This window comes from Novilysobacter longmucuonensis (genome assembly GCF_046600735.1).
Lineage (GTDB): Bacteria > Pseudomonadota > Gammaproteobacteria > Xanthomonadales > Xanthomonadaceae > Novilysobacter_A > Novilysobacter_A longmucuonensis.
Genome location: NZ_JBJMAW010000010.1, coordinates 61,656 through 85,091, shown reverse-complemented (window position 1 = coordinate 85,091; position 23,436 = coordinate 61,656). Strand labels below are relative to the sequence as shown.

34 protein-coding genes are annotated in these 23,436 nt (G+C 64.8%); 32 read left to right on the top strand and 2 right to left on the bottom strand.

What is annotated here, in order from left to right; genetic code table 11:
- The 30 genes from ACJQWM_RS10770 to ACJQWM_RS10625 form a co-directional block, all read left to right on the top strand.
- The coding region (locus ACJQWM_RS10770) for an EF-Tu C-terminal domain-related protein (RefSeq protein ID WP_411306813.1) at positions 1 to 463 on the top strand (463 nt) is incomplete at its 5' end.
- Positions 464 to 962: 499 nt separating this feature from the next.
- Entirely contained in the window at positions 963 to 1,274 is a 312-nt protein-coding gene (gene rpsJ / locus ACJQWM_RS10765; protein WP_162109793.1) for a 30S ribosomal protein S10, read from the top strand.
- A gap of 10 nt (positions 1,275 to 1,284) precedes the next feature.
- Complete coding sequence (rplC, locus tag ACJQWM_RS10760) at positions 1,285 to 1,941, top strand: 50S ribosomal protein L3 (protein WP_332702917.1); 657 nt, start codon at positions 1,285 to 1,287, stop codon at positions 1,939 to 1,941.
- A 2-nt stretch (positions 1,942 to 1,943) separates the two neighbouring features.
- On the top strand, positions 1,944 to 2,549 hold the full coding sequence (gene rplD / locus ACJQWM_RS10755; RefSeq protein WP_332702915.1) for a 50S ribosomal protein L4: 606 nt from the start codon (positions 1,944 to 1,946) through the stop codon (positions 2,547 to 2,549).
- Positions 2,546 to 2,842, top strand: a complete 297-nt coding sequence (rplW, locus tag ACJQWM_RS10750) for a 50S ribosomal protein L23 (protein WP_332702913.1) — start codon at positions 2,546 to 2,548, stop codon at positions 2,840 to 2,842. Before rplD ends, rplW begins: the two co-directional genes overlap by 4 nt.
- An 11-nt stretch (positions 2,843 to 2,853) precedes the next feature.
- The gene (gene rplB, locus ACJQWM_RS10745; protein WP_332702911.1) at positions 2,854 to 3,681 is read left to right on the top strand and encodes a 50S ribosomal protein L2; all 828 of its coding nucleotides are present in this window, start codon (positions 2,854 to 2,856) and stop codon (positions 3,679 to 3,681) included.
- Between the two features lie 6 nt (positions 3,682 to 3,687).
- Positions 3,688 to 3,954: a 30S ribosomal protein S19 gene (rpsS, locus tag ACJQWM_RS10740; protein WP_332702909.1), complete on the top strand. Its 267-nt coding sequence runs from the start codon at positions 3,688 to 3,690 to the stop codon at positions 3,952 to 3,954.
- A 14-nt stretch (positions 3,955 to 3,968) separates the two neighbouring features.
- On the top strand, positions 3,969 to 4,316 hold the full coding sequence (gene rplV / locus ACJQWM_RS10735) for a 50S ribosomal protein L22 (RefSeq protein WP_332702921.1): 348 nt from the start codon (positions 3,969 to 3,971) through the stop codon (positions 4,314 to 4,316).
- Positions 4,317 to 4,331: 15 nt separating this feature from the next.
- Positions 4,332 to 5,066, top strand: coding sequence for a 30S ribosomal protein S3 (gene rpsC / locus ACJQWM_RS10730; protein WP_332702907.1), 735 nt, complete (start codon positions 4,332 to 4,334; stop codon positions 5,064 to 5,066).
- 6 nt (positions 5,067 to 5,072) lie between these two features.
- On the top strand, positions 5,073 to 5,486 hold the full coding sequence (rplP, locus tag ACJQWM_RS10725) for a 50S ribosomal protein L16 (protein ID WP_332702905.1): 414 nt from the start codon (positions 5,073 to 5,075) through the stop codon (positions 5,484 to 5,486).
- Positions 5,486 to 5,671, top strand: a complete 186-nt coding sequence (gene rpmC, locus ACJQWM_RS10720; RefSeq protein ID WP_332702903.1) for a 50S ribosomal protein L29 — start codon at positions 5,486 to 5,488, stop codon at positions 5,669 to 5,671. Before rplP ends, rpmC begins: the two co-directional genes overlap by 1 nt.
- Before the next feature lie 9 nt (positions 5,672 to 5,680).
- Entirely contained in the window at positions 5,681 to 5,950 is a 270-nt protein-coding gene (gene rpsQ / locus ACJQWM_RS10715) for a 30S ribosomal protein S17 (RefSeq protein WP_332702901.1), read from the top strand.
- 14 nt (positions 5,951 to 5,964) lie between these two features.
- Positions 5,965 to 6,333 carry a 50S ribosomal protein L14 gene (rplN, locus tag ACJQWM_RS10710; protein WP_223676700.1) on the top strand — a complete coding sequence of 123 codons (369 nt, stop codon included), beginning with the start codon at positions 5,965 to 5,967 and terminating at the stop codon, positions 6,331 to 6,333.
- Positions 6,334 to 6,347: 14 nt separating this feature from the next.
- Positions 6,348 to 6,659 (top strand): 50S ribosomal protein L24, encoded by a 312-nt coding sequence (gene rplX / locus ACJQWM_RS10705; protein ID WP_332702895.1) that lies wholly within the window; start codon positions 6,348 to 6,350, stop codon positions 6,657 to 6,659.
- Positions 6,656 to 7,195 (top strand): 50S ribosomal protein L5, encoded by a 540-nt coding sequence (gene rplE, locus ACJQWM_RS10700; RefSeq protein ID WP_332702893.1) that lies wholly within the window; start codon positions 6,656 to 6,658, stop codon positions 7,193 to 7,195. The genes rplX and rplE overlap by 4 nt, the downstream gene beginning before the upstream one ends.
- An 18-nt stretch (positions 7,196 to 7,213) precedes the next feature.
- Positions 7,214 to 7,519, top strand: a complete 306-nt coding sequence (rpsN, locus tag ACJQWM_RS10695) for a 30S ribosomal protein S14 (RefSeq protein WP_332702891.1) — start codon at positions 7,214 to 7,216, stop codon at positions 7,517 to 7,519.
- Positions 7,520 to 7,694: 175 nt separating this feature from the next.
- Positions 7,695 to 8,093 (top strand): 30S ribosomal protein S8, encoded by a 399-nt coding sequence (gene rpsH, locus ACJQWM_RS10690; protein ID WP_332702890.1) that lies wholly within the window; start codon positions 7,695 to 7,697, stop codon positions 8,091 to 8,093.
- Between the two features lie 12 nt (positions 8,094 to 8,105).
- Complete coding sequence (gene rplF, locus ACJQWM_RS10685; RefSeq protein WP_332702888.1) at positions 8,106 to 8,633, top strand: 50S ribosomal protein L6; 528 nt, start codon at positions 8,106 to 8,108, stop codon at positions 8,631 to 8,633.
- Positions 8,634 to 8,729: 96 nt separating this feature from the next.
- On the top strand, positions 8,730 to 9,083 hold the full coding sequence (gene rplR, locus ACJQWM_RS10680; RefSeq protein ID WP_330970245.1) for a 50S ribosomal protein L18: 354 nt from the start codon (positions 8,730 to 8,732) through the stop codon (positions 9,081 to 9,083).
- A 187-nt stretch (positions 9,084 to 9,270) separates the two neighbouring features.
- The gene (rpsE, locus tag ACJQWM_RS10675; RefSeq protein ID WP_332702884.1) at positions 9,271 to 9,801 is read left to right on the top strand and encodes a 30S ribosomal protein S5; all 531 of its coding nucleotides are present in this window, start codon (positions 9,271 to 9,273) and stop codon (positions 9,799 to 9,801) included.
- Positions 9,794 to 10,006: a 50S ribosomal protein L30 gene (rpmD, locus tag ACJQWM_RS10670; protein ID WP_332702882.1), complete on the top strand. Its 213-nt coding sequence runs from the start codon at positions 9,794 to 9,796 to the stop codon at positions 10,004 to 10,006. The genes rpsE and rpmD overlap by 8 nt, the downstream gene beginning before the upstream one ends.
- 68 nt (positions 10,007 to 10,074) lie before the next feature.
- On the top strand, positions 10,075 to 10,545 hold the full coding sequence (gene rplO, locus ACJQWM_RS10665) for a 50S ribosomal protein L15 (protein WP_332702880.1): 471 nt from the start codon (positions 10,075 to 10,077) through the stop codon (positions 10,543 to 10,545).
- Positions 10,535 to 11,896, top strand: a complete 1,362-nt coding sequence (secY, locus tag ACJQWM_RS10660; protein ID WP_332702878.1) for a preprotein translocase subunit SecY — start codon at positions 10,535 to 10,537, stop codon at positions 11,894 to 11,896. Before rplO ends, secY begins: the two co-directional genes overlap by 11 nt.
- Positions 11,897 to 12,141: 245 nt before the next feature.
- The gene (gene rpsM, locus ACJQWM_RS10655) at positions 12,142 to 12,498 is read left to right on the top strand and encodes a 30S ribosomal protein S13 (protein WP_332702876.1); all 357 of its coding nucleotides are present in this window, start codon (positions 12,142 to 12,144) and stop codon (positions 12,496 to 12,498) included.
- A gap of 10 nt (positions 12,499 to 12,508) precedes the next feature.
- Positions 12,509 to 12,901 carry a 30S ribosomal protein S11 gene (rpsK, locus tag ACJQWM_RS10650; protein ID WP_055902370.1) on the top strand — a complete coding sequence of 131 codons (393 nt, stop codon included), beginning with the start codon at positions 12,509 to 12,511 and terminating at the stop codon, positions 12,899 to 12,901.
- 14 nt (positions 12,902 to 12,915) lie between these two features.
- Positions 12,916 to 13,545: a 30S ribosomal protein S4 gene (rpsD, locus tag ACJQWM_RS10645; protein WP_332702871.1), complete on the top strand. Its 630-nt coding sequence runs from the start codon at positions 12,916 to 12,918 to the stop codon at positions 13,543 to 13,545.
- A gap of 52 nt (positions 13,546 to 13,597) precedes the next feature.
- Positions 13,598 to 14,596 (top strand): DNA-directed RNA polymerase subunit alpha, encoded by a 999-nt coding sequence (locus ACJQWM_RS10640; protein ID WP_332702869.1) that lies wholly within the window; start codon positions 13,598 to 13,600, stop codon positions 14,594 to 14,596.
- 307 nt (positions 14,597 to 14,903) lie between these two features.
- A complete protein-coding gene (gene rplQ, locus ACJQWM_RS10635) occupies positions 14,904 to 15,278 on the top strand; it encodes a 50S ribosomal protein L17 (RefSeq protein ID WP_332702867.1) in 375 nt (124 codons plus the stop codon).
- 207 nt (positions 15,279 to 15,485) lie between these two features.
- Positions 15,486 to 15,992, top strand: a complete 507-nt coding sequence (locus tag ACJQWM_RS10630; protein ID WP_332702865.1) for a disulfide bond formation protein B — start codon at positions 15,486 to 15,488, stop codon at positions 15,990 to 15,992.
- Between the two features lie 90 nt (positions 15,993 to 16,082).
- Complete coding sequence (locus ACJQWM_RS10625; protein ID WP_332702863.1) at positions 16,083 to 17,471, top strand: class II 3-deoxy-7-phosphoheptulonate synthase; 1,389 nt, start codon at positions 16,083 to 16,085, stop codon at positions 17,469 to 17,471.
- A 92-nt stretch (positions 17,472 to 17,563) separates the two neighbouring features.
- Here the strand turns inward: ACJQWM_RS10625 and ACJQWM_RS10620 are convergent, their stop codons facing one another.
- Together ACJQWM_RS10620 and typA are read right to left on the bottom strand one after the other, a co-directional pair.
- Complete coding sequence (locus tag ACJQWM_RS10620) at positions 17,564 to 19,168, bottom strand: amidase (protein WP_332702861.1); 1,605 nt, start codon at positions 19,166 to 19,168, stop codon at positions 17,564 to 17,566.
- 147 nt (positions 19,169 to 19,315) lie between these two features.
- Positions 19,316 to 21,160 carry a translational GTPase TypA gene (gene typA / locus ACJQWM_RS10615; RefSeq protein ID WP_332702919.1) on the bottom strand — a complete coding sequence of 615 codons (1,845 nt, stop codon included), beginning with the start codon at positions 21,158 to 21,160 and terminating at the stop codon, positions 19,316 to 19,318.
- A gap of 203 nt (positions 21,161 to 21,363) precedes the next feature.
- Between typA and ACJQWM_RS10610 the strand changes: the two genes are divergently transcribed.
- Positions 21,364 to 21,870, top strand: a complete 507-nt coding sequence (locus tag ACJQWM_RS10610; protein WP_332702859.1) for a peptidylprolyl isomerase — start codon at positions 21,364 to 21,366, stop codon at positions 21,868 to 21,870.
- Between the two features lie 209 nt (positions 21,871 to 22,079).
- The gene (locus ACJQWM_RS10605; RefSeq protein WP_332702857.1) at positions 22,080 to 23,312 is read left to right on the top strand and encodes a pyridoxal phosphate-dependent aminotransferase; all 1,233 of its coding nucleotides are present in this window, start codon (positions 22,080 to 22,082) and stop codon (positions 23,310 to 23,312) included.
- Positions 23,313 to 23,436 lie beyond the last annotated feature (124 nt).

The following is a 23,436-nucleotide window of genomic DNA, read 5'->3' as shown; positions in this document are numbered from 1 at the left end:
CGAGATCGAGATCGTCGGTATCCGCGACACCCAGAAGACCACGGTCACCGGCGTGGAGATGTTCCGCAAGCTGCTCGACCAGGGCCAGGCGGGCGACAACGCCGGCCTGCTGCTGCGCGGCACCAAGCGTGACGACGTCGAGCGTGGCCAGGTGCTGTGCAAGCCCGGTTCGATCAAGCCGCACACCGACTTCGAGGCCGAGGTCTACGTGCTGAGCAAGGACGAGGGCGGCCGCCACACCCCGTTCTTCAAGGGTTATCGCCCGCAGTTCTACTTCCGCACCACCGACATCACCGGCGCCTGCGAGCTGCCCGAGGGCGTGGAGATGGTGATGCCGGGCGACAACGTCAAGATGGTGGTGACGCTGATCAATCCGGTGGCGATGGACGAAGGCCTGCGCTTCGCGATCCGCGAAGGCGGCCGCACCGTCGGCGCCGGCGTGGTGGCGAAGATCATCAAGTGACGATCTGACCCGTGCGCGCCTCGGCGCGCATGGCTTTGTCAGATCGTCATCCCCGCGAAGGCGGGGATCCAGCTGTAAGAGGTGAGTCGCGCCTGCGGCGCTGTAAAAAGTAAATAGTCAAAGCACTACCGTTGACCGTTTACAGGCCGCGCCGCGGGGATACCAGCTTCGACTCTTGTTGTTCAAGCGCAGTTAGCAATACCGCGTAGCCCCGCTGGGTCGGGGCTACGCATACCGCGAAAAGAGGTGCAGGACGTGCCTCGTGTTCGCCGGACAGGGAGTTGTCGCGTGGCAAACCTCCGTTCAGCAGTCCCGACAGGGGCGTGCTTGACGCGGCCTGTCATGCGTCCTATAATTTTCTGTCTGGCAGGCCGGGAAACCGGTCTGCCTTTTTTCCCGTCCGGGATTAGCGTTTTTCCTGGATGCGGATGTGGTTTTCACCGGGGTTCGGCGCACCCAGTCGCCGGCCTGTCGCTCTTTCAACCAAGGAACACCCGTCATGGCGGACCAAAAGATCCGGATTCGGCTGAAGGCGTACGATCATCGTCTGATCGATCGCTCGGCCAGCGAGATCGTCGAGACAGCCAAGCGGACCGGCGCGCAAGTGCGCGGCCCGATCCCGCTGCCGACCAAGATCGAGCGCTTCACCATCCTCGTTTCCCCGCACGTCGACAAGGACGCGCGCGACCAGTACGAGACCCGCACGCACAAGCGCGTGCTCGACATCGTCGACCCCAACGACAAGACCGTGGACGCGCTGATGAAGCTCGAGCTCGCGGCGGGCGTCGACGTACAGATCAAGCTGACCTGAGGCCACCACCATGACCGCGAAGAAATATTCGTTGGGCATCGTCGGTCGCAAGGCCGGCATGAGCCGCTTCTTCACCGAAGACGGCAAGTCCGTTCCGGTGACGCTGATCGAAGCGACGCCAAACCGCATCACCCAGATCAAGACCGCCGACAGCGACGGCTACAGCGCAGTGCAGGTCACCGTCGGCGTGCGCCGCGCGGCGCTGGTCAACAAGCCCGAGGCCGGTCACCTGGCCAAGGCCAAGGTCGACGCCGGCCGCGGCCTGTGGGAGCTGCGCGTTGCCGACGACAAGATCGGTGACTTCAATGTCGGCGGCGAGATCAAGGCCGACATCTTCGAAGTCGGGCAGATCGTCGACGTGCAGGGCATCACCAAGGGCAAGGGCTTCCAGGGCACGATCAAGCGCTGGAACTTCAAGATGGGCGATGCGACGCACGGCAACTCGTTGTCGCACCGTTCGCCTGGCTCGATCGGCCAGCGCCAGACGCCGGGCCGCGTTTTCCCGGGCAAGAAGATGTCCGGCCACATGGGCTCGGTGCAGCAGAGCACGCAAGGCCTGGAAGTGGTCAGGGTCGACGCCGAGCGCGGCCTGATCGCGATCAAGGGCGCGGTGCCGGGCGCACCGGGCGGCGACGTGATCGTGCGTCCGTCGAGCAAAGGGGTATGACGATGGAACTTGCCATCAACAACAGTGACAAGACGCTGTCGGTGTCCGACGCGATCTTCGGTCGCGAGTTCAGCCAGGACCTGGTCCACCAGGTGGTCGTGGCCTACCGCAACGCCGGTCGCGCCGGTACCAAGGCGCAGAAGACCCGCTCGGAGGTCGCCGGCACCACCAAGAAGTCGAAGAAGCAGAAGGGCGGCGGTGCGCGACATGGCGCGCTGACGGCTCCGATCTTCATCGGCGGTGGCGTGACGTTCGCGGCCAAGCCGCGCAGCTTCGCGCAGAAGGTCAACCGCAAGATGTATCGCGCCGCAATCGCATCGATCCTGTCGGAGCTCAACCGCCAGGGCCGGATCAAGGTGGTCGAGGCGTTCGACGTCGATTCGGCCAAGACCTCCGGCATGGTGTCCAGGCTCAAGGATCTGCAGGTCGGCCGACGTCCGCTGATCGTCACCGAAGATGCCACCGAGAACCTGTACCTCTCGGCGCGCAACCTGCCGTATGTGGAAGTCCGTGATGTGCAGGGCCTGGATCCGGTCGCGCTGGTAGGCGCGGACACGATCGTGGTCACCGCCGATGCGGTCAAGAAGATCGAGGAGTGGCTGGCATGAACGAGGCCAAGCTCTACAACGTGATCCGTGCGCCGCGAGTGTCCGAGAAGACCGCGCGTCTGCAGGAAGTTTCCAACCAATACGTCTTCGAAGTCGCAACGACCGCTACCAAAGCCGACATCAAGGTAGCGATCGAGAAGCTCTTCGACGTCAAGGTCGAGGCAGTCAACGTGTTGAACGTGAAGGGCAAGAGCAAGACCTTCAAGTTCCGCATGGGCCGTCGCGCCGACTGGCGCAAGGCGTACGTGAAGCTGGCCGCCGGCCAGTCGATCGACGTGATGGCCAAGGCCTGAGGACTAGACCCATGGCATTGATGACTTTCAAACCCACCTCGCCCGGCCGTCGCTCGATGGTCCGCGTGGTGACGCCCGGCCTGCACAAGGGTGCGCCGCATGCCGCGCTGCTCGAGAAGAAGAGCAAGACCGGTGGCCGCAACCACCACGGCCGCATCACCACCCGCCACATCGGCGGCGGTCACAAGCAGCACTACCGCATCATCGACTTCAAGCGCGACAAGGAAGGCATCCCGGCGCGCGTGGAGCGGATCGAGTACGACCCGAACCGCACCGCGCACATCGCGCTGCTGTGCTATGTCGACGGCGAGCGTCGCTACATCATCGCGCCCAAGGGCCTGAAGGATGGCGACCAGGTGATCGCCGGCCGCGATGCCCCGATCCGCGTGGGCAACACCCTGCCGCTGACCAATATCCCGGTCGGTTCGACGGTGCACTGCATCGAGATGAAGCCGGGCAAGGGTGCACAGCTCGCCCGTGCCGCCGGCGCCGGCGTGCAGCTGGTCGCCCGCGAGCAGGGCTACGCCACGCTGCGTCTTCGCTCCGGCGAAATGCGCAAGGTGCCGGTCGAGTGCCGCGCCACCATCGGTGAGGTCGGCAACGACGAGCACAGCCTGGAGAAGCTCGGCAAGGCCGGCGCCAAGCGCTGGCGCGGGGTCAAGCCGACCGTTCGTGGCGCCGCCATGAACCCGGTGGATCACCCGCACGGCGGTGGTGAGGCCAAGGCTGGCCAGGGCAACCCGCATCCGGTCACCCCGTGGGGTGTGCCGACCAAGGGTTACAAGACGCGCAAGAACAAGCGTACGCAGCAGTTCATCGTTCGCGATCGCAGGAGCTAATCGGCAATGGCACGTTCACTGAAAAAGGGTCCGTTCGTCGACCACCATCTGATCAAGAAGGTGGAGGCCGCGGCCAACAACAAGAAGCCGATCAAGACCTGGTCGCGCCGGTCCATGGTGTTGCCGGAGATGGTGGGTTTCACCATCGCCGTGCACAACGGTCGCAATCACATCCCGGTGCTGGTCAACGAGAACATGGTTGGCCACAAGCTCGGTGAGTTCGCTCTGACCCGTACGTTCAAGGGTCACAGCGGCGACAAGAAGTCGAGGTAACGGAGATGACCACCATGCCTAACCAGTATGAGGCGAAAGCCATCCTGCGCAGTGCGCGCATCTCCGCTCAGAAGGTTCGCCTGGTTGCTGATCAGGTGCGCGGTCTGACCGCCGAGCGAGCCGTCAACCTGCTGAAGTTCTCGGACAAGAAGGCCGCCGTGATGATCCGCAAGGTCGTCGAGTCGGCGATCGCCAACGCCGAGAACAACCAGGGCGCCGACGTCGACGAGCTCAAGGTCAAGACCATCATGGTGGACGAGGGTCCGACGCTGAAGCGCTTCATGGCGCGGGCGAAGGGCCGCGGCACCCGCATCCTCAAGCGCACCAGCCACATCACTGTGGTCGTGGGCGCGGGCAAGTAAGGGCGGAATCAGACAATGGGTCATAAAGTTCATCCGACCGGCATCCGCCTTGGTATTTCCAAGGACTGGAACTCGAAGTGGTTCGCCGGCAAGAAGCAGTACGCGCAGTACCTGGTCGCCGACCTCAAGGTCCGCGAGATGCTGCGCAAGAAGCTTGCGCAGGCTGGCATCTCAAAGATCTTCATCGAGCGCCCGGCCAACAACGCCCGCGTCACGATCCACACCGCCCGTCCGGGCGTGGTGATCGGCAAGCGTGGTGAGGACATCGACAAGCTGCGCAAGGAAGTCAGCGACATGATGGGCGTTCCCGCGCACATCAACGTGACCGAGGTGCGCAAGCCCGAGCTCGACGCGCAGCTGGTCGCCGAGTCGATTGCGCAGCAGCTCGAGCGCCGCATCATGTTCCGTCGCGCGATGAAGCGTGCGGTCGGCAACGCGATGCGCCTCGGCGCCCTGGGCATCAAGGTCAACGTCGGCGGCCGCCTCAACGGCGCCGAGATCGCGCGTTCGGAGTGGTACCGCGAAGGCCGCGTGCCGCTGCACACGCTGCGCGCCGACATCGACTATGGCTTCGCAGAGGCCAAGACGACCTACGGCATCATCGGCATCAAGGTATGGGTCTACAAGGGCGAGATCTTCGATTTTGCCCAGGTCGGCCAGGAAAAGCCGGACGACAGCCCGCGTAGCGACCGCGGAGATCGCGGCGACCGCCGCGACCGCTCGCCCCGTCCGCCGCGCGAATCGAGGTAACCGATCATGTTGCAACCAAAGCGAACCAAGTACCGCAAGGTACACAAAGGCCGCAACGACGGCCTGGCCTGGAGCGGCAATGCCGTCAGCTTCGGCGAGTACGGCCTGAAGTCCACCGCGCACGGCCAGATCACCGCGCGCCAGATCGAGGCGGCGCGCCGGTCCATCAGTCGCTACGTCAAGCGTGGCGGCAAGATGTGGATCCGCGTGTTCCCCGACAAGCCGATCACCAAGAAGCCGATCGAGGTCCGCATGGGCTCCGGCAAGGGCAACGTCGAGTACTGGGTCGCACAGATCCAGCCCGGTCGCATGATCTACGAAATCGAAGGCGTGGCAGAGGACGTAGCGCGCGAAGCGTTCCGCCTGGCCGCCGCCAAGCTCTCGGTGACCACCACTTTCGTTACCCGGACGGTGCGCTAATGGAACTCAAGCAAATGCGCGAGAAGTCGGCCGAGGATCTCAAGGCCCACTTGGTCGAGCTGCACAAGGAGGGCTTCGCCCTGCGGATGCAGAAGGCCACCGGCCAGCTCGCCAAGACCCACGAAGCCCGCCGGGTGCGCCGCGAGATCGCGCGCGTCAACACCCTGCTGGGCCAGCAGAAGTAAGGACCCGCCATGACCGACAACAATACAGAGAAGGCACTGCGCACGGTCGAAGGGCGCGTGGTCAGCAACAAGATGGACAAGACCGTCACCGTGCTCGTCGAGCGCCAGGTCAAGCATGCCCTCTACGGCAAGTACATCCGTCGCTCGACCAAGCTGCACGCCCACGACGCTGACAATGCCTGCAACGAGGGCGACGTGGTCCGGGTGACCGAGATCGCGCCGATGTCCAAGACCAAGAACTGGCGGGTGGTGGAAGTCGTCACCCGCGCGGCCGACTAACGAGGAGCTGAACCATGATCCAGATGCAAAGCTACCTCAACGTGGCTGACAACTCCGGTGCCAAGGAAGTGATGTGCATCAAGGTGCTCGGCGGCTCCAAGCGCCGCTACGCGCACATTGGCGACATCATCAAGGTCACCGTCAAGGACGCGATCCCGCGCGGCAAGGTCAAGAAGGGCGACGTCTACGACGCCGTCGTGGTGCGTACCCGCAAGGGTGTGCGCCGTCCTGACGGCTCGCTGATTCGCTTCGATGGCAACGCCGCGGTGTTGCTCAACAACAAGCATGAGCCGATCGGCACCCGCATCTTCGGGCCCGTAACCCGCGAACTGCGTTCCGAGAAGTTCATGAAGATCGTCTCGCTCGCGCCTGAAGTGCTCTGAGCGGAGGAATTGACATGAACCGTATCAAGAAGGGTGACCAAGTGATCGTCACCGCCGGCAAGGACAAGGGCAAGAAGGGTGATGTGGTGCGCGTGGCCGGCGACAAGATCGTCGTGTCCAACGTCAACATCATCAAGCGCCATACCAAGCCGAATCCGCAGGCCAACCAGCCGGGCGGCGTGATCGAGCGCGAAGCGCCGATCCACATTTCCAACGTCATGCTGTTCAACCCGGCCTCCGGCAAGGGTGAGCGCATCGGTATCAAGGTGCTGGAGGATGGACGCAAACTGCGTGTGTTCCGCTCCAGCGGTGAGGTGGTCCAATGAACCGGCTTGAAAAGATCTACAAGGAAGAAGTGGTTCCCGTCCTGACCGAGAAGTTCGGTTACAAGAACCCGATGGAAGTGCCCCGTCTGGTCAAGATCACGCTGAACATGGGCGTGGGCGAGGCTGCCACCAACAAGAAGATTCTGGAGAACGCGGTCGCCGACATGGCCAAGATCGCCGGCCAGAAGCCGATCGTGACCAACAGCCGCGTCTCGGTGGCTTCGTTCAAGATCCGCGACGGCTGGCCGATCGGCTGCAAGGTCACCTTGCGCCGCGCCAGGATGTTCGAGTTCTTCGACCGCCTGATCAACGTCTCGTTGCCGCGCGTGCGCGACTTCCGCGGCGTCTCGGGCAAGTCGTTCGACGGCCGCGGCAACTTCAACATGGGCGTCAAGGAACAGATCATCTTCCCGGAAATCGACTACGACCAGGTCGATGCGGTGCGTGGCATGGACATCGCGATCACCACGACCGCGAAGACCGATGCCGAAGGCCGTGCACTGATGGAAGCTTTCCGCTTCCCGTTCCGCAACTGATATCCGAGGACAATAACCATGGCCAAGACATCAATGGTGAACCGCGATATCAAGCGGGCCAAACTGGCGAAGAAGTACGCCGCCAAGCGCGAAGAGCTGAAGAAGATCATCTCCAGCGAGAAGTCGTCGTACGAGGAAAAGGCCGACGCGGTGATCGCGCTGTCCAAGCTCCCGCGCGATTCCTCCCCGTCCCGTCAGCGCAACCGTTGCGCCATGACCGGCCGTTCGCGCGGCGTGTACGCCAAGTTCGGCCTCGGCCGCAACAAGCTGCGCGAAGCCACCATGCGTGGTGACGTGCCGGGCCTGCGCAAGGCCAGCTGGTAAGTAGTAAACAGGCAAGTCGCGCCTTTGGCGCTGTAAGAGGTAAAGAGGTAAGTAGGGCAACGGCAACTGTGCTTCTACTGACTCCTTCAGGTGGCCAAGCCGCCGTCTCACAGCTCGCGCAGCGAGCGACTTGCCACTCCACGCGATATCGATGCTTGACACAGGAATCTAACAAATGAGCATGACTGATCCCATCGCCGACATGCTGGTTCGCATTCGAAATGCGGCCGCTGTTCGCAAGCCCACGGTGAAGATGCCGTCGTCCAAGATCAAGGTGGCCATCGCCGCCGTGCTGAAGGACGAGGGCTACATCCTGGATTCACGCGTGACCGAGCTTGGCGGTGGCAAGGCCGAACTCGAGATCGTGCTGAAGTACTACGAAGGCCGTCCGGTAATCGAGCAGCTCAAGCGCTATTCGCGTTCGGGCCTGCGTCAGTACCGCGGCAAGGACGAGTTGCCCAAGGTCCTCAATGGCCTCGGCGTCTCCATCATTTCCACCTCGAAAGGCATCATGACCGATACGCAGGCGCGCCAGCAGGGCGTCGGCGGTGAAGTCCTGTGCTTCGTGGCCTAAGGGAGTAACGACATGTCCCGAGTTGCCAAGAAGCCGATCGCCCTTGCCAAGGGCGTCGAACTGAACATCCAGGCCGAGAACGTCAGCGTCAAGGGGCCAAAGGGCGTCCTGTCGATCGCCAAGCCGGCGGCCATCGCGGTCACGATCGAGGACGGCAATGCGCTGCTTTCGACCGATGACGCCGCGCTGATTCCGCTGACCGGCACGCTGCGCGCCGTCATCGCCAACATGGTCAAGGGCGTCTCCGAAGGCTTCGAGCGCAAGCTCGAGCTGGTCGGCGTCGGTTACCGCGCCGCGATGCAGGGCAGGGATCTGAACCTGTCGCTGGGTTTTTCGCACCCGGTGCTGTTCAAGACCCCCGAAGGCATCACCATTGCCACGCCGACCCAGACCGAGGTCGTGGTCAGCGGCAATGACAAGCAGCTGGTGGGTCAGGTCGCGGCCAAGATTCGCGGTTTCCGTCCGCCGGAGCCCTACAAGGGCAAGGGCGTGAAGTACGCCGGCGAAACCATCATTCGCAAAGAGGCGAAGAAGGCTTGATGTGTCGCGGATCCGTCCGCAGGAGCCCGGTCATCCCTGGTCGGACTTCCCCATGCAAAAGCTCGCGTCCTTGGTAGTTTTTCGAGAACTGAAATCATGAACAAAAACATCGCCCGGCTGCGTCGCGCCAAGTCGACCCGCAGCCATATCCGCGAACTCGGAGTGCCGCGCCTGTCGGTGCTGCGCACCGGCCAACATCTGTATGCGCAGGTCTTCACCGCCGACGGCTCCCAGGTGCTGGCGGCTGCCTCGACCGTGCAGACCGACCTCAACGAAGGCCTGAAGAGCCGCAAGAACGCCGAGGCTGCCGTCAAGGTGGGCCGTGCGATCGCCGAGAAGGCCAAGGCCGCCGGGATCGAGAAAGTCGCATTCGATCGCTCCGGGTACCGTTACCACGGCCGCATCAAGGCGCTCGCCGATGCCGCCCGCGAAGGCGGCCTGCAGTTCTAGAAGCTTGAACGCGCGGAGATTCGTCTCCACGTTGCGTGTGGACTGCTGGTAAGTCCGATTGAGTCCACCTGCCGGTGCGGGCTGCACCGGGCGCCTTGACGGGTTCCCGTCATCGCGATGCACCCGATCCAACTCACAACGATAAGCGGCCAATGCCGCAATCATTCTTCAAAACCAAGGCACTCACATGGCAAATGAATCACGGGGTCGCGACCGCAACAATCGCGAAGAAGTCGACGACGGCATGATCGAGAAGCTGATCGCGGTCAACCGCGTCAGCAAGACCGTCAAGGGCGGCCGCCAGTTCACCTTCACCGCATTGACGGTGGTGGGCGACGGCGCCGGCAAGATCGGCATGGGTTACGGCAAGGCACGCGAAGTGCCGGTCGCGATCCAGAAGTCGATGGAATATGCCCGCAAGAGCATGACCAGCGTCGATCTCAACGGCGGCACACTGTGGCATGCGGTCAAATCCGGTCATGGCGCGGCGCGTGTCTACATGCAGCCGGCCTCGGAAGGTACCGGCGTGATCGCCGGTGGCGCGATGCGCGCCGTCCTGGAGGCGGTCGGCGTCAAGAACGTGCTGGCCAAGGCCGTGGGCTCGCGCAACCCGATCAACCTGGTGCGCGCGACGCTGCGCGGCCTGTCCGACATGCACTCGCCGGCCAGGATCGCGGCCAAGCGCGGCAAGAAGGTGGAGGATCTGACCCATGGCTAAGAAGCAGGCAGACGGCACCGGCACCGCCGGCGGCACCGTAAAGGTGCGACTGGTCAAGGGACTGCGCGGCACCCAAGGGCGTCACCGCCTGTCGGTGAAGGCGCTGGGCCTGAGCAAGATCAACGACGTGCGCGAGCTGAAAGACAGCCCGCAGGTCCGCGGCCTGATCAACACGGTCCATTACCTGGTCCGGGTTGAAGGCTAGGCATTGAACAGTCCGGCCATCGATGGCCGGGTTCCCAGGCACGGATCGCCACTTTGAGGACACTCATCATGCAGCTCAATACACTCACGCCGGGCGAAGGCGCACGCGAAGACCGCAAGCGCGTCGGCCGTGGCATCGGTTCGGGCCTCGGCAAGACCTGTGGCCGTGGCCACAAGGGCTCGTTCGCGCGCTCGGGCAAGGGCAAGATCCGGGCCGGGTTCGAAGGTGGCCAGATGCCGATGCACAAGCGTCTGCCGAAGGTCGGTTTCCGCTCCAAGCTCAAGAACGACACGGCCGAGGTGATGCTGTATCAGCTCGACACCCTCGACGCCGGCGAGATCGACTTCGCCGCTCTGCGTGCCGCCAAGCTGGTGCCCAGCACCGCCAAGCAGGCCAAGATCGTGAAGAAGGGCGAACTGACCAAGAAGTTCGTGTTCAAGGGCCTGCTGGCTACGGCCGGTGCCAAGGCCGCGATCGAGGCGGCCGGCGGCCAGTTGGTCGAGGCGGCGGTCGAGGGGCAGGCGGCGAATGGCGCGTAGCGGCAACGCGATGAGCGGCATCGGCGGCGGGCTCGGAAAATTCACCGAGCTCCGCCAGCGACTGCTGTTTGTGTTCGGCGCTTTGATCGTCTACCGCATCGGCTGCTACATCCCGGTGCCGGGCGTCAATCCCGACGCGATGATCCAGCTGATGGAGACCCAGCAGGGCACCATCGTGGACATGTTCAACATGTTCTCGGGCGGCGCGCTGGAGCGGTTCAGCCTGTTCGCGCTGAACGTCATGCCCTACATCTCCTCGTCGATCATCGTGCAGTTGCTCGTGCAGATGGTGCCGACGCTCAAGGCGATCCAGAAGGAAGGCGAGTCCGGCCGGCGCAAGATCAACCAGTGGTCGCGCATGGGCGCGATTCCGCTGGCGATCTTCCAGGCATGGGGCATCGCCACCGCGTTGCAGGCCGGCGGTGCCAGCCAAGGCATTCCCGTGGTCTACAACCCGGGCCCGGGCTTCGTGCTCACTGCGGTGATCGCGTTGACCGCGGGCACCATGTTCCTGATGTGGATCGGTGAACAGGTGACCGAGCGGGGCATCGGCAACGGCGTTTCGCTGATCATCTTCGCCGGTATCGTCGCGGGCCTGCCGTCGGCGCTGCTCGGCATGTTCGAGCAGATCCGCAACGGTGAGATGTCGGAGTTCGCCGCGATCGCGGTGGCCATCATCGTGCTGGCCGTGACCTATTTCGTGGTGTTCGTCGAGCGCGGCCAGCGCCGCATCACGGTCAATTACGCACGGCGCCAGGGCGGCCGCAACGCCTACATGAACCAGTCCTCGTTCCTCCCGCTGAAGCTCAACATGGCGGGCGTGATCCCCGCGATCTTCGCCTCTAGCATCGTGATGTTCCCGGCGACGGCGGCGACCTGGTTCAGCCAGGGCGACTCCTCCTCGTTCATGCTGCAGCTCAGCCAGTGGCTGAACCCGGGCGAGCCGCTGCACATGATCCTGTACGCCTCGATGATCGCCGGCTTCGCGTTTTTCTATACCGCGTTGGTGTTCAATTCGCAGGAAACCGCCGACAACCTCAAGAAGTCGGGTGCGCTGATCCCGGGCATCCGGCCGGGCCGGGCGACCGCCGACTATGTCGATGGCGTGCTGACCCGCCTGACCGCGGCCGGCGCGACCTACCTGGTGCTGGTCTGCCTCCTGCCGGAGGTGATGCGCACCAGGATGGGCATCTCGTTTTACTTCGGCGGCACCTCGCTGCTGATCGTGGTGATCGTGGTGATGGATTTCATCGCCCAGATCCAGGCCCATCTGATGTCGCATCAGTACGAAAGCCTGTTGAAGAAGTCTAATTTGAAGGGCGGCTCGCGCGGCGGTCTCGCGCGCGGGTGAATCCGGATTTGTCCGCGCGCCGGAGTAGCGCGCGGTGTCGGGAGGGACGGGTGACACCTTCCTTCGCGACCATCCGGATTCGTCGCCGGAGCATGGGCACACTCCCCATGCCGTGGTCCCGCCGCGCTTGCGCGGCAGGGCTTCCTATTAACCCGAGACCTTGTTAGAATTTCCAGTTCACTTATCCAAGTGCCACTGCGCCGGGTTGTCACCCCCGGCCGTCAATCCAGTTTGGAGATCGCGTTATGGCGCGTATTGCGGGCGTCAATCTGCCTGCCCAGAAGCATGTCTGGGTGGGAATCCAAAGTATCTACGGCATCGGCCGTACCCGTTCCAGGAAAGTCTGCGACTCGGCCGGCGTCAACACGTCGACCAAGATCCGCGACCTGTCCGAGCCAGAAGTCGAGCGCCTGCGTGCCGAGATCGGCAAGTTCGTGGTCGAGGGCGACCTGCGGCGCGAAGTCGGCATGTCGATCAAGCGCCTGATGGACCTGGGTGGCTACCGTGGCCTGCGCCATCGTCGTAGCTTGCCACTGCGCGGCCAGCGCACCAAGACCAATGCCCGCACCCGCAAGGGTCCGCGCAGGGCCATCAGGAAGTAAGGGGTAAATCATGGCCAAGCCAGCAGCAGCCAAGACGAAGAAGAAGATCAAGCGCGTCGTCACCGACGGCATCGCCCACGTCCACGCTTCGTTCAACAACACCATCATCACGATCACCGACCGCCAGGGCAACGCGCTGTCGTGGGCGACTTCGGGCGGCGCGGGTTTCCGCGGTTCGCGCAAGTCCACCCCGTTTGCCGCCCAGGTCGCCGCCGAGAAGGCCGGCCGTGCTGCGCTCGACTACGGCGTCAAGTCGCTGGAAGTGCGCATCAAGGGCCCGGGTCCGGGTCGTGAGTCGGCCGTTCGTTCGCTGAACAACGTCGGCTACAAGATCATGAACATCATCGACGTTACGCCGATTCCGCATAACGGCTGCCGTCCGCCGAAAAAGCGTCGCGTCTGAGGAGCTGAAAAGAAATGGCTCGTTACATCGGTCCTACCTGTAAACTCGCCCGCCGCGAAGGCGCCGACCTCGGTCTGAAGTCGTCTTCGCGTGCGCTCGATTCCAAGTGCAAGCTCGAGCAGAAGCCCGGCCAGCACGGGCCCATCGCCCGTCGCGGCAAGCTGTCCGACTACGCTACCCAGCTGCGTGAAAAGCAGAAGGTCAAGCGTATCTACGGGCTGCTGGAGCGTCAGTTCCGCAACTACTACAAGAAGGCTTCGACCAAGAAGGGCAACACGGGTGAAAACCTGCTGCAGCTTCTCGAGACCCGCCTGGACAATGTCGTCTACCGCATGGGCTTCGCAGTGACCCGGCCGGCCGCGCGCCAGCTGGTCTCGCACCGCGGCGTCACCGTCAACGGCAAGTCGGTCAACCTGCCCTCGTTCCAGGTCAAGGCCGGCGATGCAATCGCCCTGGCCGAGCGTGCCCAGAAGCAGCTGCGGGTGCAGGAGTCGCTGACCGTGGCGCAGCAGATGGACCTGTCGCCGGCATGGGTGGAGGTCGACAGCAAAAAGTTCAGCGGTGTGTTCAAGACGGTGCCCGATCGCGCTGATCTGCCCGCCGACATCAACGAGGCACTGATCGTCGAGCTGTACTCGAAGTAATCCATTGTTCTGAGTTCCCGCCCCCGCGGGAGCTCGCAGGAGACATCACCACATGACGGTTACCGCAAACCAGGTACTGCGTCCGCGCGGTCCACAGATCGAGCGCCTCAACGGCAACCGCGCCAAGGTCGTGATCGAGCCGCTGGAGCGCGGCTTCGGCCACACCCTCGGCAACGCGTTGCGCCGCGTGCTGTTGTCGTCGATCCCGGGCTTCGCGATCACCGAAGTCGAGATCGACGGCGTGCTGCACGAGTACACCACGGTCGAGGGTCTGGAAGAGGACGTGCTGGAGGTGTTGCTCAACCTCAAGGACGTCGCCATCCGCATGCACACCGGCGAGTCTTCGACATTGTCGCTGAGCAAGCAGGGACCGGGCGTGATCACCGCGGCCGACATCAAGGCCGACCACAACGTCGAGATCCTCAACACCGAGCACGTGATCGCGCACCTGACCAAGGACACCGCGATCAACATGCGCCTGAAGATCGAGCGTGGCTACGGCTACCAGCCGGCGGCCGCGCGTCGTCGCCCGGACGAGGAAACCCGCGCCATCGGCCGCCTGATGCTGGACGCCAGCTTCTCGCCGGTCCGTCGCGTGGCGTATGCGGTGGAAGCCGCACGCGTCGAGCAGCGGACCGACCTTGACAAGCTGGTGCTGGACATCGAGACCAACGGCACGATCGACGCCGAGGAGGCCGTTCGCACCGCCGCCGATATCCTCACCGACCAGCTGTCGGTGTTCGGCGACTTCACCCATCGCGACCGCGGTGCGGCGAAGCCGGTCACCGGCGGGGTCGACCCGATCCTGCTGCGTCCGATCGACGACCTCGAACTGACCGTGCGCTCGGCCAACTGCCTCAAGGCCGAGAGCATCTACTACGTCGGCGACCTGATCCAGAAGACAGAAGTCGAGCTGCTCAAGACCCCGAACCTCGGCAAGAAATCACTCACCGAGATCAAGGAAGTGCTTGCCCAGCGCGGCCTCTCGCTCGGCATGAAGCTGGAAAACTGGCCGCCGGCCGGCATCGCCTCGCACGGAATGATGGGGTGAGCCCAAGCCGCTTGCGCGGCACTGCCGCGCGCTTGGGCGAACGCCCGGCGCGCGGCGCCGGGCCGGGGGCGCAATCGCGGCGACGCCGCGGCTTCGGCTCCTGCTTTCGTACTTGCAGCAAGTTCCAGTAGTTCACGGGCAAAGTTGCATCAGCAGCATGTTTTTCGCAGTACCAGCCGACGGGTCCGAAACCTGCGGCGCGCCGGTCACGGAAGGCCAGCCAGGACCATCCGCAGTCCGATCGATTCAACGCCATGACGGCGACAACGAAGTTCAACAGCTCCAGTATTTATCAGGAATCCAAGTCATGCGCCACCAGAAATCCGGACGTAAATTCAGCCGTACCAGTGCCCATCGCGATGCGATGTTCACCAACATGGCCTCGTCCCTGATCAAGCACGGCTTGATCCGTACCACCCTGCCCAAGGCCAAGGAGCTGCGCCGCGTCGCGGAGCCGTTGATCACCCTGGCCAAGAGCGACGGCGTGGCCAACCGCCGCCTCGCGTTCTCGCGCCTGCGTGACAAGGAAGCGGTCGGCACGCTGTTCGTCGAGCTCGGCCCGCGTTACCGCGAGCGTCCGGGCGGCTACCTGCGCATCCTCAAATGCGGTTTCCGCGCTGGCGACAATGCGCCGATGGCCTATGTCGAGTTGGTCGATCGTCCGCAGGCGGCCGCGGAGTAGTCCGCGGTCCGGCTGAGTGTCCGGCAGGTCATCGCCGGAGTCATCGCCGGAGATTGCAAAAGCCCCGGCCTGGCGCCGGGCTTTTTTTTTTGGGCGAGGATAACCCGCTGGCGGCAGCGCGTGCCTCACCGGTCGCGCTCCCGCGACGGAGCGGCATCAGCGTCCCGGGACTACCGCAGCACCGCGTTCACGCCGTAAGCTTGGCCCATGATCAGCCAACCCGTTCGCATCTCTTTCCGCAGCCAGTTCCTGCTCGGTTTTCTCGCCTGCGCCGGTCTGCTGGCGTATGCGGTGTATTCGCAGCTGCATGGCGGACTGGAGCCGTGCCCGCTGTGCATCTTCCAGCGGGTCGCATTTGCCGTCCTCGGCGTGGTGTTCCTGCTCGGCGCTATCCATTCGCCCCGGACCAGCGGCGGACGACGTGTCTATGGTGTGCTGGCGTTGCTGGTGTCGCTGGTCGGTGTCGCGATCGCCGGCAATCACGTGCGCCTGCAGCATCTGCCGCCGGACCAGGTGCCGATGTGCGGTCCGGGCCTGGAGTACATGCTCGAGGCCATGCCCATCACCGGCGTCATCCGGCGGGTGATGACCGGCTCGGGCGAATGCGCCAATGTCGACTGGACCTTCCTGGGCCTGTCGATGCCGCTGTGGAGCCTGTTGTGGTTCCTGGCGCTGGCGGCATGGGCGGGGTATGCCGCGTTTCGCCGCCGCTGAACATTCCGGATCGTCATGTCGGAAGCCGTTGCGGTCCGCCCAGGATGAGCCGATGATGGTTCGCTGCATCGCAACAATCGTCAGCCCGCCATGCCTGCATCCGACCGTACCCTCAGCGCCGTGACCCTGCCTAGTGAATGGAGCGCCTCGTCCTGGCGCAGCCGCACCGCGATGCAGCTGCCGCACTATCCGGATGCGGCCGAACTGGCATCGACCCTGGCCGAACTGCGCGCGCTGCCGCCGTTGGTGACGTCCTGGGAAATCCTTTCGCTCAAGCAGCAGTTGGCCGAGGCCCAGGAGGGCAAACGCTTCCTGCTGCAGGGCGGCGATTGCGCGGAGAGTTTCGATGCGTGCGCCTCGGAGGTGATCTCCAACCGGCTCAAGGTGCTGCTGCAGATGAGCCTGGTGCTGGTGCACGGGATGCGCAAGCCGGTGGTGCGGGTGGGCCGCTTTGCCGGGCAGTACGCCAAGCCGCGCTCGACCGACACCGAAACCATCGGCGGGGTCACGTTGCCCAGCTACCGCGGCGACATGGTCAATGCACCGGCGTTCACCGAAGCCGCGCGCCGGCCGGACCCGCGGCGCATGATCAAGGCGCACGCGCGTTCGGCGATGACCATGAACTTCGTGCGGGCGTTGATCGACGGCGGCTTTGCCGACCTGCACCACCCCGAGTACTGGAACCTCAGCTGGGTCGGGCATTCGCCGCTGGCCGACGAGTACCGGCGCATGGTCAACGCGATCGGCGATGCGGTGCATTTCATGGAGACGCTGTCGGGCGCGGAGGTGCACAACCTCAACCGGGTCGACTTCTACACCTCGCACGAGGCGCTGCTGCTGCCCTACGAAGAGTCGCTGACCCGGCAGGTGCCGCGGCACTGGGGCTGGTTCAACCTCAGCACCCATTTCCCCTGGATCGGCATGCGCACCGCCGCGGCCGACGGCGCTCATGCCGAGTACTTCCGCGGCATCCGCAACCCGATCGCGCTGAAGGTTGGCCCCTCGGTCACGCCCGAGCAACTGCTGCGGATCATCGACCTGCTCAACCCCGAGGACGAACCGGGCCGGCTGAGCTTCATCCACCGCATGGGTGCGGGCCACATCGCCGAAAAGCTGCCGCCGCTGCTCGAGGCGATCCGGCGCGACGGCCGCCGGGTGCTGTGGGTGTGCGACCCGATGCACGGCAACACCGAGGCGACCGCCAACGGCTACAAGACACGGCGCTTTGCCAACATCGGCAGCGAGCTGGAGCAGGCGTTCGACCTGCATGCCGCGGCCGGCACCCGGCTCGGTGGCGTGCACCTGGAGTTGACCGGCGAGGACGTCACCGAATGCCTCGGTGGGGCACGCGACCTGACCGAGGTCGATCTGGAGCGCGCCTACCAGTCGACTGTCGACCCGCGCCTCAATTACGAGCAGGCGCTCGAGGTGGCGATGCTGATCGTGCGCAAGCACACGCAGATTGCGTCGCCGACGTAGAGGCGGTGCAGAAGCGTTGTAGGAGCGGCTTTATGACCATGCGTGCCGATTCCAGATCGCGGCTAAAGCCGCTCCTACAAAAACACGTGCGACTACTCCAATTCGATCGTCGACAGGAACCGCGGCGGCTTTCGCGCTAGGGTGGCCTGCTCGAAGGCGTACGCCAGCTCGATCAGGCGCGGCTCGCTCCATGCGGGGCCCATGAACACGATGCCGACCGGCAAGCCGAAGCTCTCGCCCATCGGCACGGTGATGCTGGGGGTGCCCGCGACCGCGGCGACGCCATAGCCGGCGCCGGTGAAGTGGTCGCCGTTGACCGGGTCGATCAGCCACGCCGGCGAGGTCGCCGGTGCGATCAGCGCGTCCAGGTCCTGCGCCTGCAGTGCCGCCTCCAGCCCCTCTGGGCCCGCCAGCCGGCGCGCCTTCTCGCGTGCGTCGAGATAGGCCTCATCGTTCAGCGAGCCCTTGGCCTGCGCCATTTCGAACAACTCCTGGCCAAACAACGGCATCTCCTGCGCGGCGTTGCGCTGGTTGTACTCGATCAGTTCGGCCATCGTTTGCACCGGCGCGTCGCTTTCGGCCAGATATTGCTCCAAGCCGGCCTTGAACTCGTACAGCAACACCTCGAACTCGGCATTCCCCCATTGGCCCGCAGTCGGGATCCTGGCGTCGGTAACGACCGCGCCGGCGGCTTGGATCGCCGCGATCGCGTCTTCCATCGCCGCATCGACGTCGGGGTGATAGCCCATTGCGTCGCGCAGCACGCCGATGCGTGCGCCGCGCAGGCCGTCCTCATCGAGGTGCCGGCGGTAGTCGGGCATCTCGCGGTCCGCCCCCAAGGTCGCTGTGTCGGCTTCATCCGGACCGGCCATCGCCGCCAGCAGCAGCGCGGCATCGGCGACGCTGCGGGTCATCGGTCCCGCCGTGTCCTGGCTGCGCGAGATCGGGATGATGCCGTCGCGGCTGACCAGGCCCACCGTCGGCTTGATCGCCACCAGGCCGTTCACCGCCGCCGGGCAGATGATGCTGCCGTCGGTTTCGGTGCCGACACCCACTGCGGCGAGATTGGCCGACACCGCGCTGCCGGTGCCGGCACTGGAGCCGCAGGGGCTGCGATCCAGAGCGTAGGGGTTTCGGGTCTGGCCGCCGCGCCCGCTCCAGCCGGAGCTCGAGCGAGTCGAGCGGAAGTTGGCCCATTCACTGAGGTTGGTCTTGCCGAGGATCACCACGCCGGCCTCGCGCAACCGGCCGACCAGGAACGCATCGTCTTCCGGTCGGTGCTGAGCAAGCGCCAGTGAACCGGCGGAATTGACCATCGGCGTGGCGTCGATGTTGTCCTTGAGCAGCACCGGAATCCCGTGCATCGGGCCGCGCACGCGACCGGCCTCGCGCTCGGCATCGCGCGCGTCCGCTTCGGCAAGCGCGTCGGGGTTGGTCTCGATGACTGCGTTGAGCGTCGGCCCGGCATCGTCGATCGCGGCGATGCGTTCGAGGTAGGCCTCGGTCAAACGCCGGCTGCTGAGTTCGCCGCGGTCCATGCGCGCCTGCAGCTCGGCGATGTCCAGCTCGGCGAAGGCAAATTCGGCCGACGCAGCGGGAGCATCATCGTCGGGGTGGGGCGCATCGGCCGCGGGCGCAGGATTGCGGTCACAGGCGAGCAATCCGAAGGTCAGTGCTGCAAGGAGCAGAAAGCGCATGCGATTCCCCGTTCGCCAAGTGGCCGAGCGAGGATAGACGAATCGACCGCCACGCGGCTTGGCCGTAGGAGCGGCTTCAGCCGCGATCGGGCAGCCGGCGCGAGCGGCCATGCGTCCGATCGCGACTTACGTCGCTCCTACAGACGCTCAGGCCCCGCGCGCGGCGCGCTTGCGGTCGTTCTCGGTCCGCGCCTTCTTGCGCAGGCGGATCTGCTTGGGGGTGACCTCGACCAACTCGTCGTCGTCAATGAACTCAAGCGCCTGCTCCAGCGACAGCTTGATCGCTGGGATCAGGCCCTCGTCCTTGTCGGTGCCCGAAGCGCGGAAGTTGGTCAGCTGCTTGCCGCGCAGGGCATTGACGGTGAGGTCGTTGTCCTTGGAGTGGATGCCGACCAGTTGGCCCTCGTAGATTTCCTCGCCCGGCTCGACGAACAACCGCCCGCGTTCCTGCATTGCGATCTGTGCATACGCCGGGGAGGGGCCGGTGCCGTTGGAGATCATCACGCCATTCTGGCGCTGTCCGATCTCGCCCTCGGACTTCGGGCCGAAATGGTCGAACACGTGGAACAGCAGGCCGGTGCCCGCCGTGATCGTGCGGAACTCGGTCTGGAAACCGATCAGGCCACGCGCCGGGATGATGAACTCCAGGCGCACGCGGCCCTTGCCGTCGGGCTCCATGTTCTGCAGCTGCGCCTTGCGCTCGCCCAGGCGCCCCATCACGCCGCCCTGGAACTGCTCCTCCATGTCGACCACCAGTTGCTCGAACGGCTCCTGCATCACGCCGTCGATCATCTTGATGATGACTTCCGGTCGCGACACCGCCAGCTCGAAGCCTTCGCGGCGCATGTTCTCGATCAGGATCGACAGGTGTAGTTCGCCGCGGCCGCTGACCTTGAACTTGTCGGCATCGCCCGTGTCCTCGACCTTCAGCGCCACGTTGTGCTGGGTCTCGCGGGTCAGGCGGTCGCGCAACTGGCGCGAGGTCAGGAACTTGCCGCCGCTGCGGTCCTTGACCCCGGCGAACGGCGAGTCGTTGACCTGGAACGTCATCGAGATGGTCGGCTCGTCGACGGTCAGCACCGGCAGCTGCTCGACCGCCTCCGGCGAGCACAGCGTGTCGGAGATGCCGAGGTTCTCGATGCCGCTGAACGCGATGATGTCGCCGGCGCTGGCCTCCGCCACCTCGACCCGCTCCAGGCCCATGAAGCCGAGCACCTGCAGCACCTTGGCGTTGCGGGTCTTGCCGGCGCGGTCGATCACCGTGACCTGCTGGTTGGTCCTGATCTTGCCACGCTGGATGCGGCCGACGCCGATGATGCCGACGTAGTTGTTGTAGTCCAGCGAGGTCACGCGCATCTGGAACGGACCGTCGGGATCGACCGGAGGCGGCGACACGTGCTGGCAGATCGATTCAAACAGCGGAGTCATGTCGCCCTCGCGCACGCTCTCGTCCAGTCCGGCGTAACCCTGCAGGCCGGAGGCGTACACGGTGTGGAAGTCGAGCTGGTCGTCGGTCGCGCCAAGGCGGTCGAACAGGTCGAAGGTCTGGTCCAGCACCCAGCTGGCGCGCGCGCCGGGCCGGTCGACCTTGTTGATCACCACGATCGGCTTGAAGCCCATCGCGAACGCCTTCTGGGTGACGAAGCGGGTCTGCGGCATCGGGCCGTCCATCGCATCGACCAGGATCAGCACCGAGTCGACCATCGACAGCACGCGCTCGACCTCGCCGCCGAAGTCGGCGTGGCCCGGAGTGTCGACGATGTTGATCCGCCACTTCTCACCCTGCGGGTCGGTCCAGCGGATCGCGGTGTTCTTCGACAGGATCGTGATGCCACGTTCCTTTTCGATGTCGCCGCTGTCCATGACGCGGTCGGCCAGCACCGTGCGCTCGTCCAGCGTGCCGGACTGCTTGAGCAGCTGGTCGACCAGGGTGGTCTTGCCATGGTCGACGTGGGCGACGATGGCGATATTGCGCAGGCGTTCAACGGACAGGGATGCGGACATGCGGACAGGCCGGAGGACCGGCGCTCAAGCAGGAAGAAGCCGGCCATTATACCTGCGCGTGCCGCGGCCTGCCGGTCTTGGTGAATGGCTGCGGTATCCTTGCCAATCGCCCGTTCACCTGCAGAGCGGGCGCCGTGGTGCCATCCAGTTCGCCCCCACTTCAATTCGCCCAATCTTCCAAGGAGCAGGTAATGAGCCTGATTGCGACTTTCGACACCGACCGCGGGGTGATCCGCGTACAACTCGAGCCAGAGAAGGCGCCGCTGACCGTCGCCAACTTCGCCAACCTGGTCCAGCGCGGCTTCTACGACGGCCTCGCATTCCATCGCGTGATCAACGATTTCATGGTCCAGGGCGGCTGCCCGCAGGGCACCGGGACCGGCGGCCCGGGCTACCGCTTCGAGGACGAAGCCAAGAATGGTCTGAGTCACGAGCGTGGCGTGCTGTCGATGGCCAACGCCGGCCCCGGCACCAACGGCAGCCAGTTCTTCATCACCCACGTCGCGTGCCCGTGGCTGGACGGCAAGCACACGGTGTTCGGCAAAGTCACCGAAGGCATGGACGTGGTCGACAGCGTCAAGCAGGGCGACACCATGAAATCGGTCAAGCTCGAGGGCGATGTCGACGCGGCGCTCGCCGCCAAGGCCGACCGCGTCGCCGAGTGGAACAAGACGCTCGACGAGAACGCGCGCCCGTAACGCGATGGCCGGATCCGGCGGTACGCGGGTCCGGCTCCCCTTAGGAGCGGCTTCAGCCGCGAACGCATGTTCGCCAGCGCCGGTTTTCGATCGCGGCTGAAGCCGCTCCTACAGGTGGGGCAGGCCTCGAGAGACCGGCCGCAAACAATGGCCGTGTTACCATTTTCCGGCTCGATCCGGCCGCTGTTCAGCAACGCTCGCGGCCGCCCATGAACCCCCACGAGGTCACCGCGATGCCCCCCCAGCTCGCCCGGCGCATCGGTCGCGCCAAGCCCAGCGCGATCATGCAGATTGCCGAAAAGGCCAAGCGCCTCAAGGCCGAAGGCCGCGACATCATCAGCTTCTCGATCGGCGTGCCCAACTTTTTGCCCGGCGAACACGTCTACGAGGCCGCGCGGCAGGCGCTGGCCCATGACAGCGGCCAGTACGGCAGCAACCGCGGCAGCGACGCGATGCTCGATGCGTTCCTGGAGCACATCAGCAAGATCGGACTGACCGGCTACGGCCGGGTCAACCTCGCCACCGGCATCGGCGCCAAGCACGTGCTGTACAACCTGGCCGAGGCGCTGCTGGACGAGGGCGACACGATCGCGTTCCCGACCCCGTACTGGACCAGCTACCTGGACATCGCCGAGATCCTCGATGCCAAGGTCGAGCTGCTGCCGTGCCCGCCCGAGCAGGACTACAAACTGACCCCGGCGCAGCTCGACGCGGCGCTGGCGAAAAAGCCTCGGGTGTTCCTGTTCAACAACCCGTCCAACCCGACCGGCATGGTCTACGGCAGGGACGAGATCGACGCACTGGCTGATGTCATCGCGAAGTATCCGGACACCTGGATCATCACCGACGATATCTACAACCGCATGGTGTTCGACGGTGTCGGTTACCACAACTTCGTGCATGCGCGGCCCGAACTGCTCGACCGGGTGATCTTCGTTGACTCGCTGTCCAAGACCTATGGCATGCCGGGTTGGCGGGTCGGCTTCATGGCCGGCCCGGAGGTCGTCGCGCAGGCGGTGACCACGATGAACTCCAACCACATCACCAACCTGCCGGAGATCGTCAGCGCCGCCGCGGTCGCCGCGCTGTCCGGGCCGCAGGACGTGCCGACCGGGAAGTGCGCGGAGTTCCAGGCCAAGCGCGACCAGGTCATGGACGTGATGAACTCGATCCCGGGCGTGGTCTGTCCGCGTCCGCAGGGCGCGTTCTACGTGTTCCCCGACATCAGTGCCGCATTCGGCAAGACCCACGGCCCGAGCGGGTTGAAGGTCGGCAACGACGTCGAGTTCTGCAGCGCACTGCTGGAAGCCAAGGGCGTCGCCTGCGTACCGGGCTCGGCATTCGGCGAGCCGCGCAGCCTGCGCATCAGCTACACCTGCCCGACGCCGCAGCTGGCGCCGGGGATGCAGCGCTTTGCCGAGTTTTTTGCGGAACTGGCCTGACGGTAAAGGAGAAGAGGCGGGAATCGGGAGCAGGGAACACAGAATGGCAAGTCCTTCCCGCCTGAAATCGACGCCGCTTCTGCGACCGCGATACCCGCCATTCCCCTGTCCCCTTTTCCCCGTT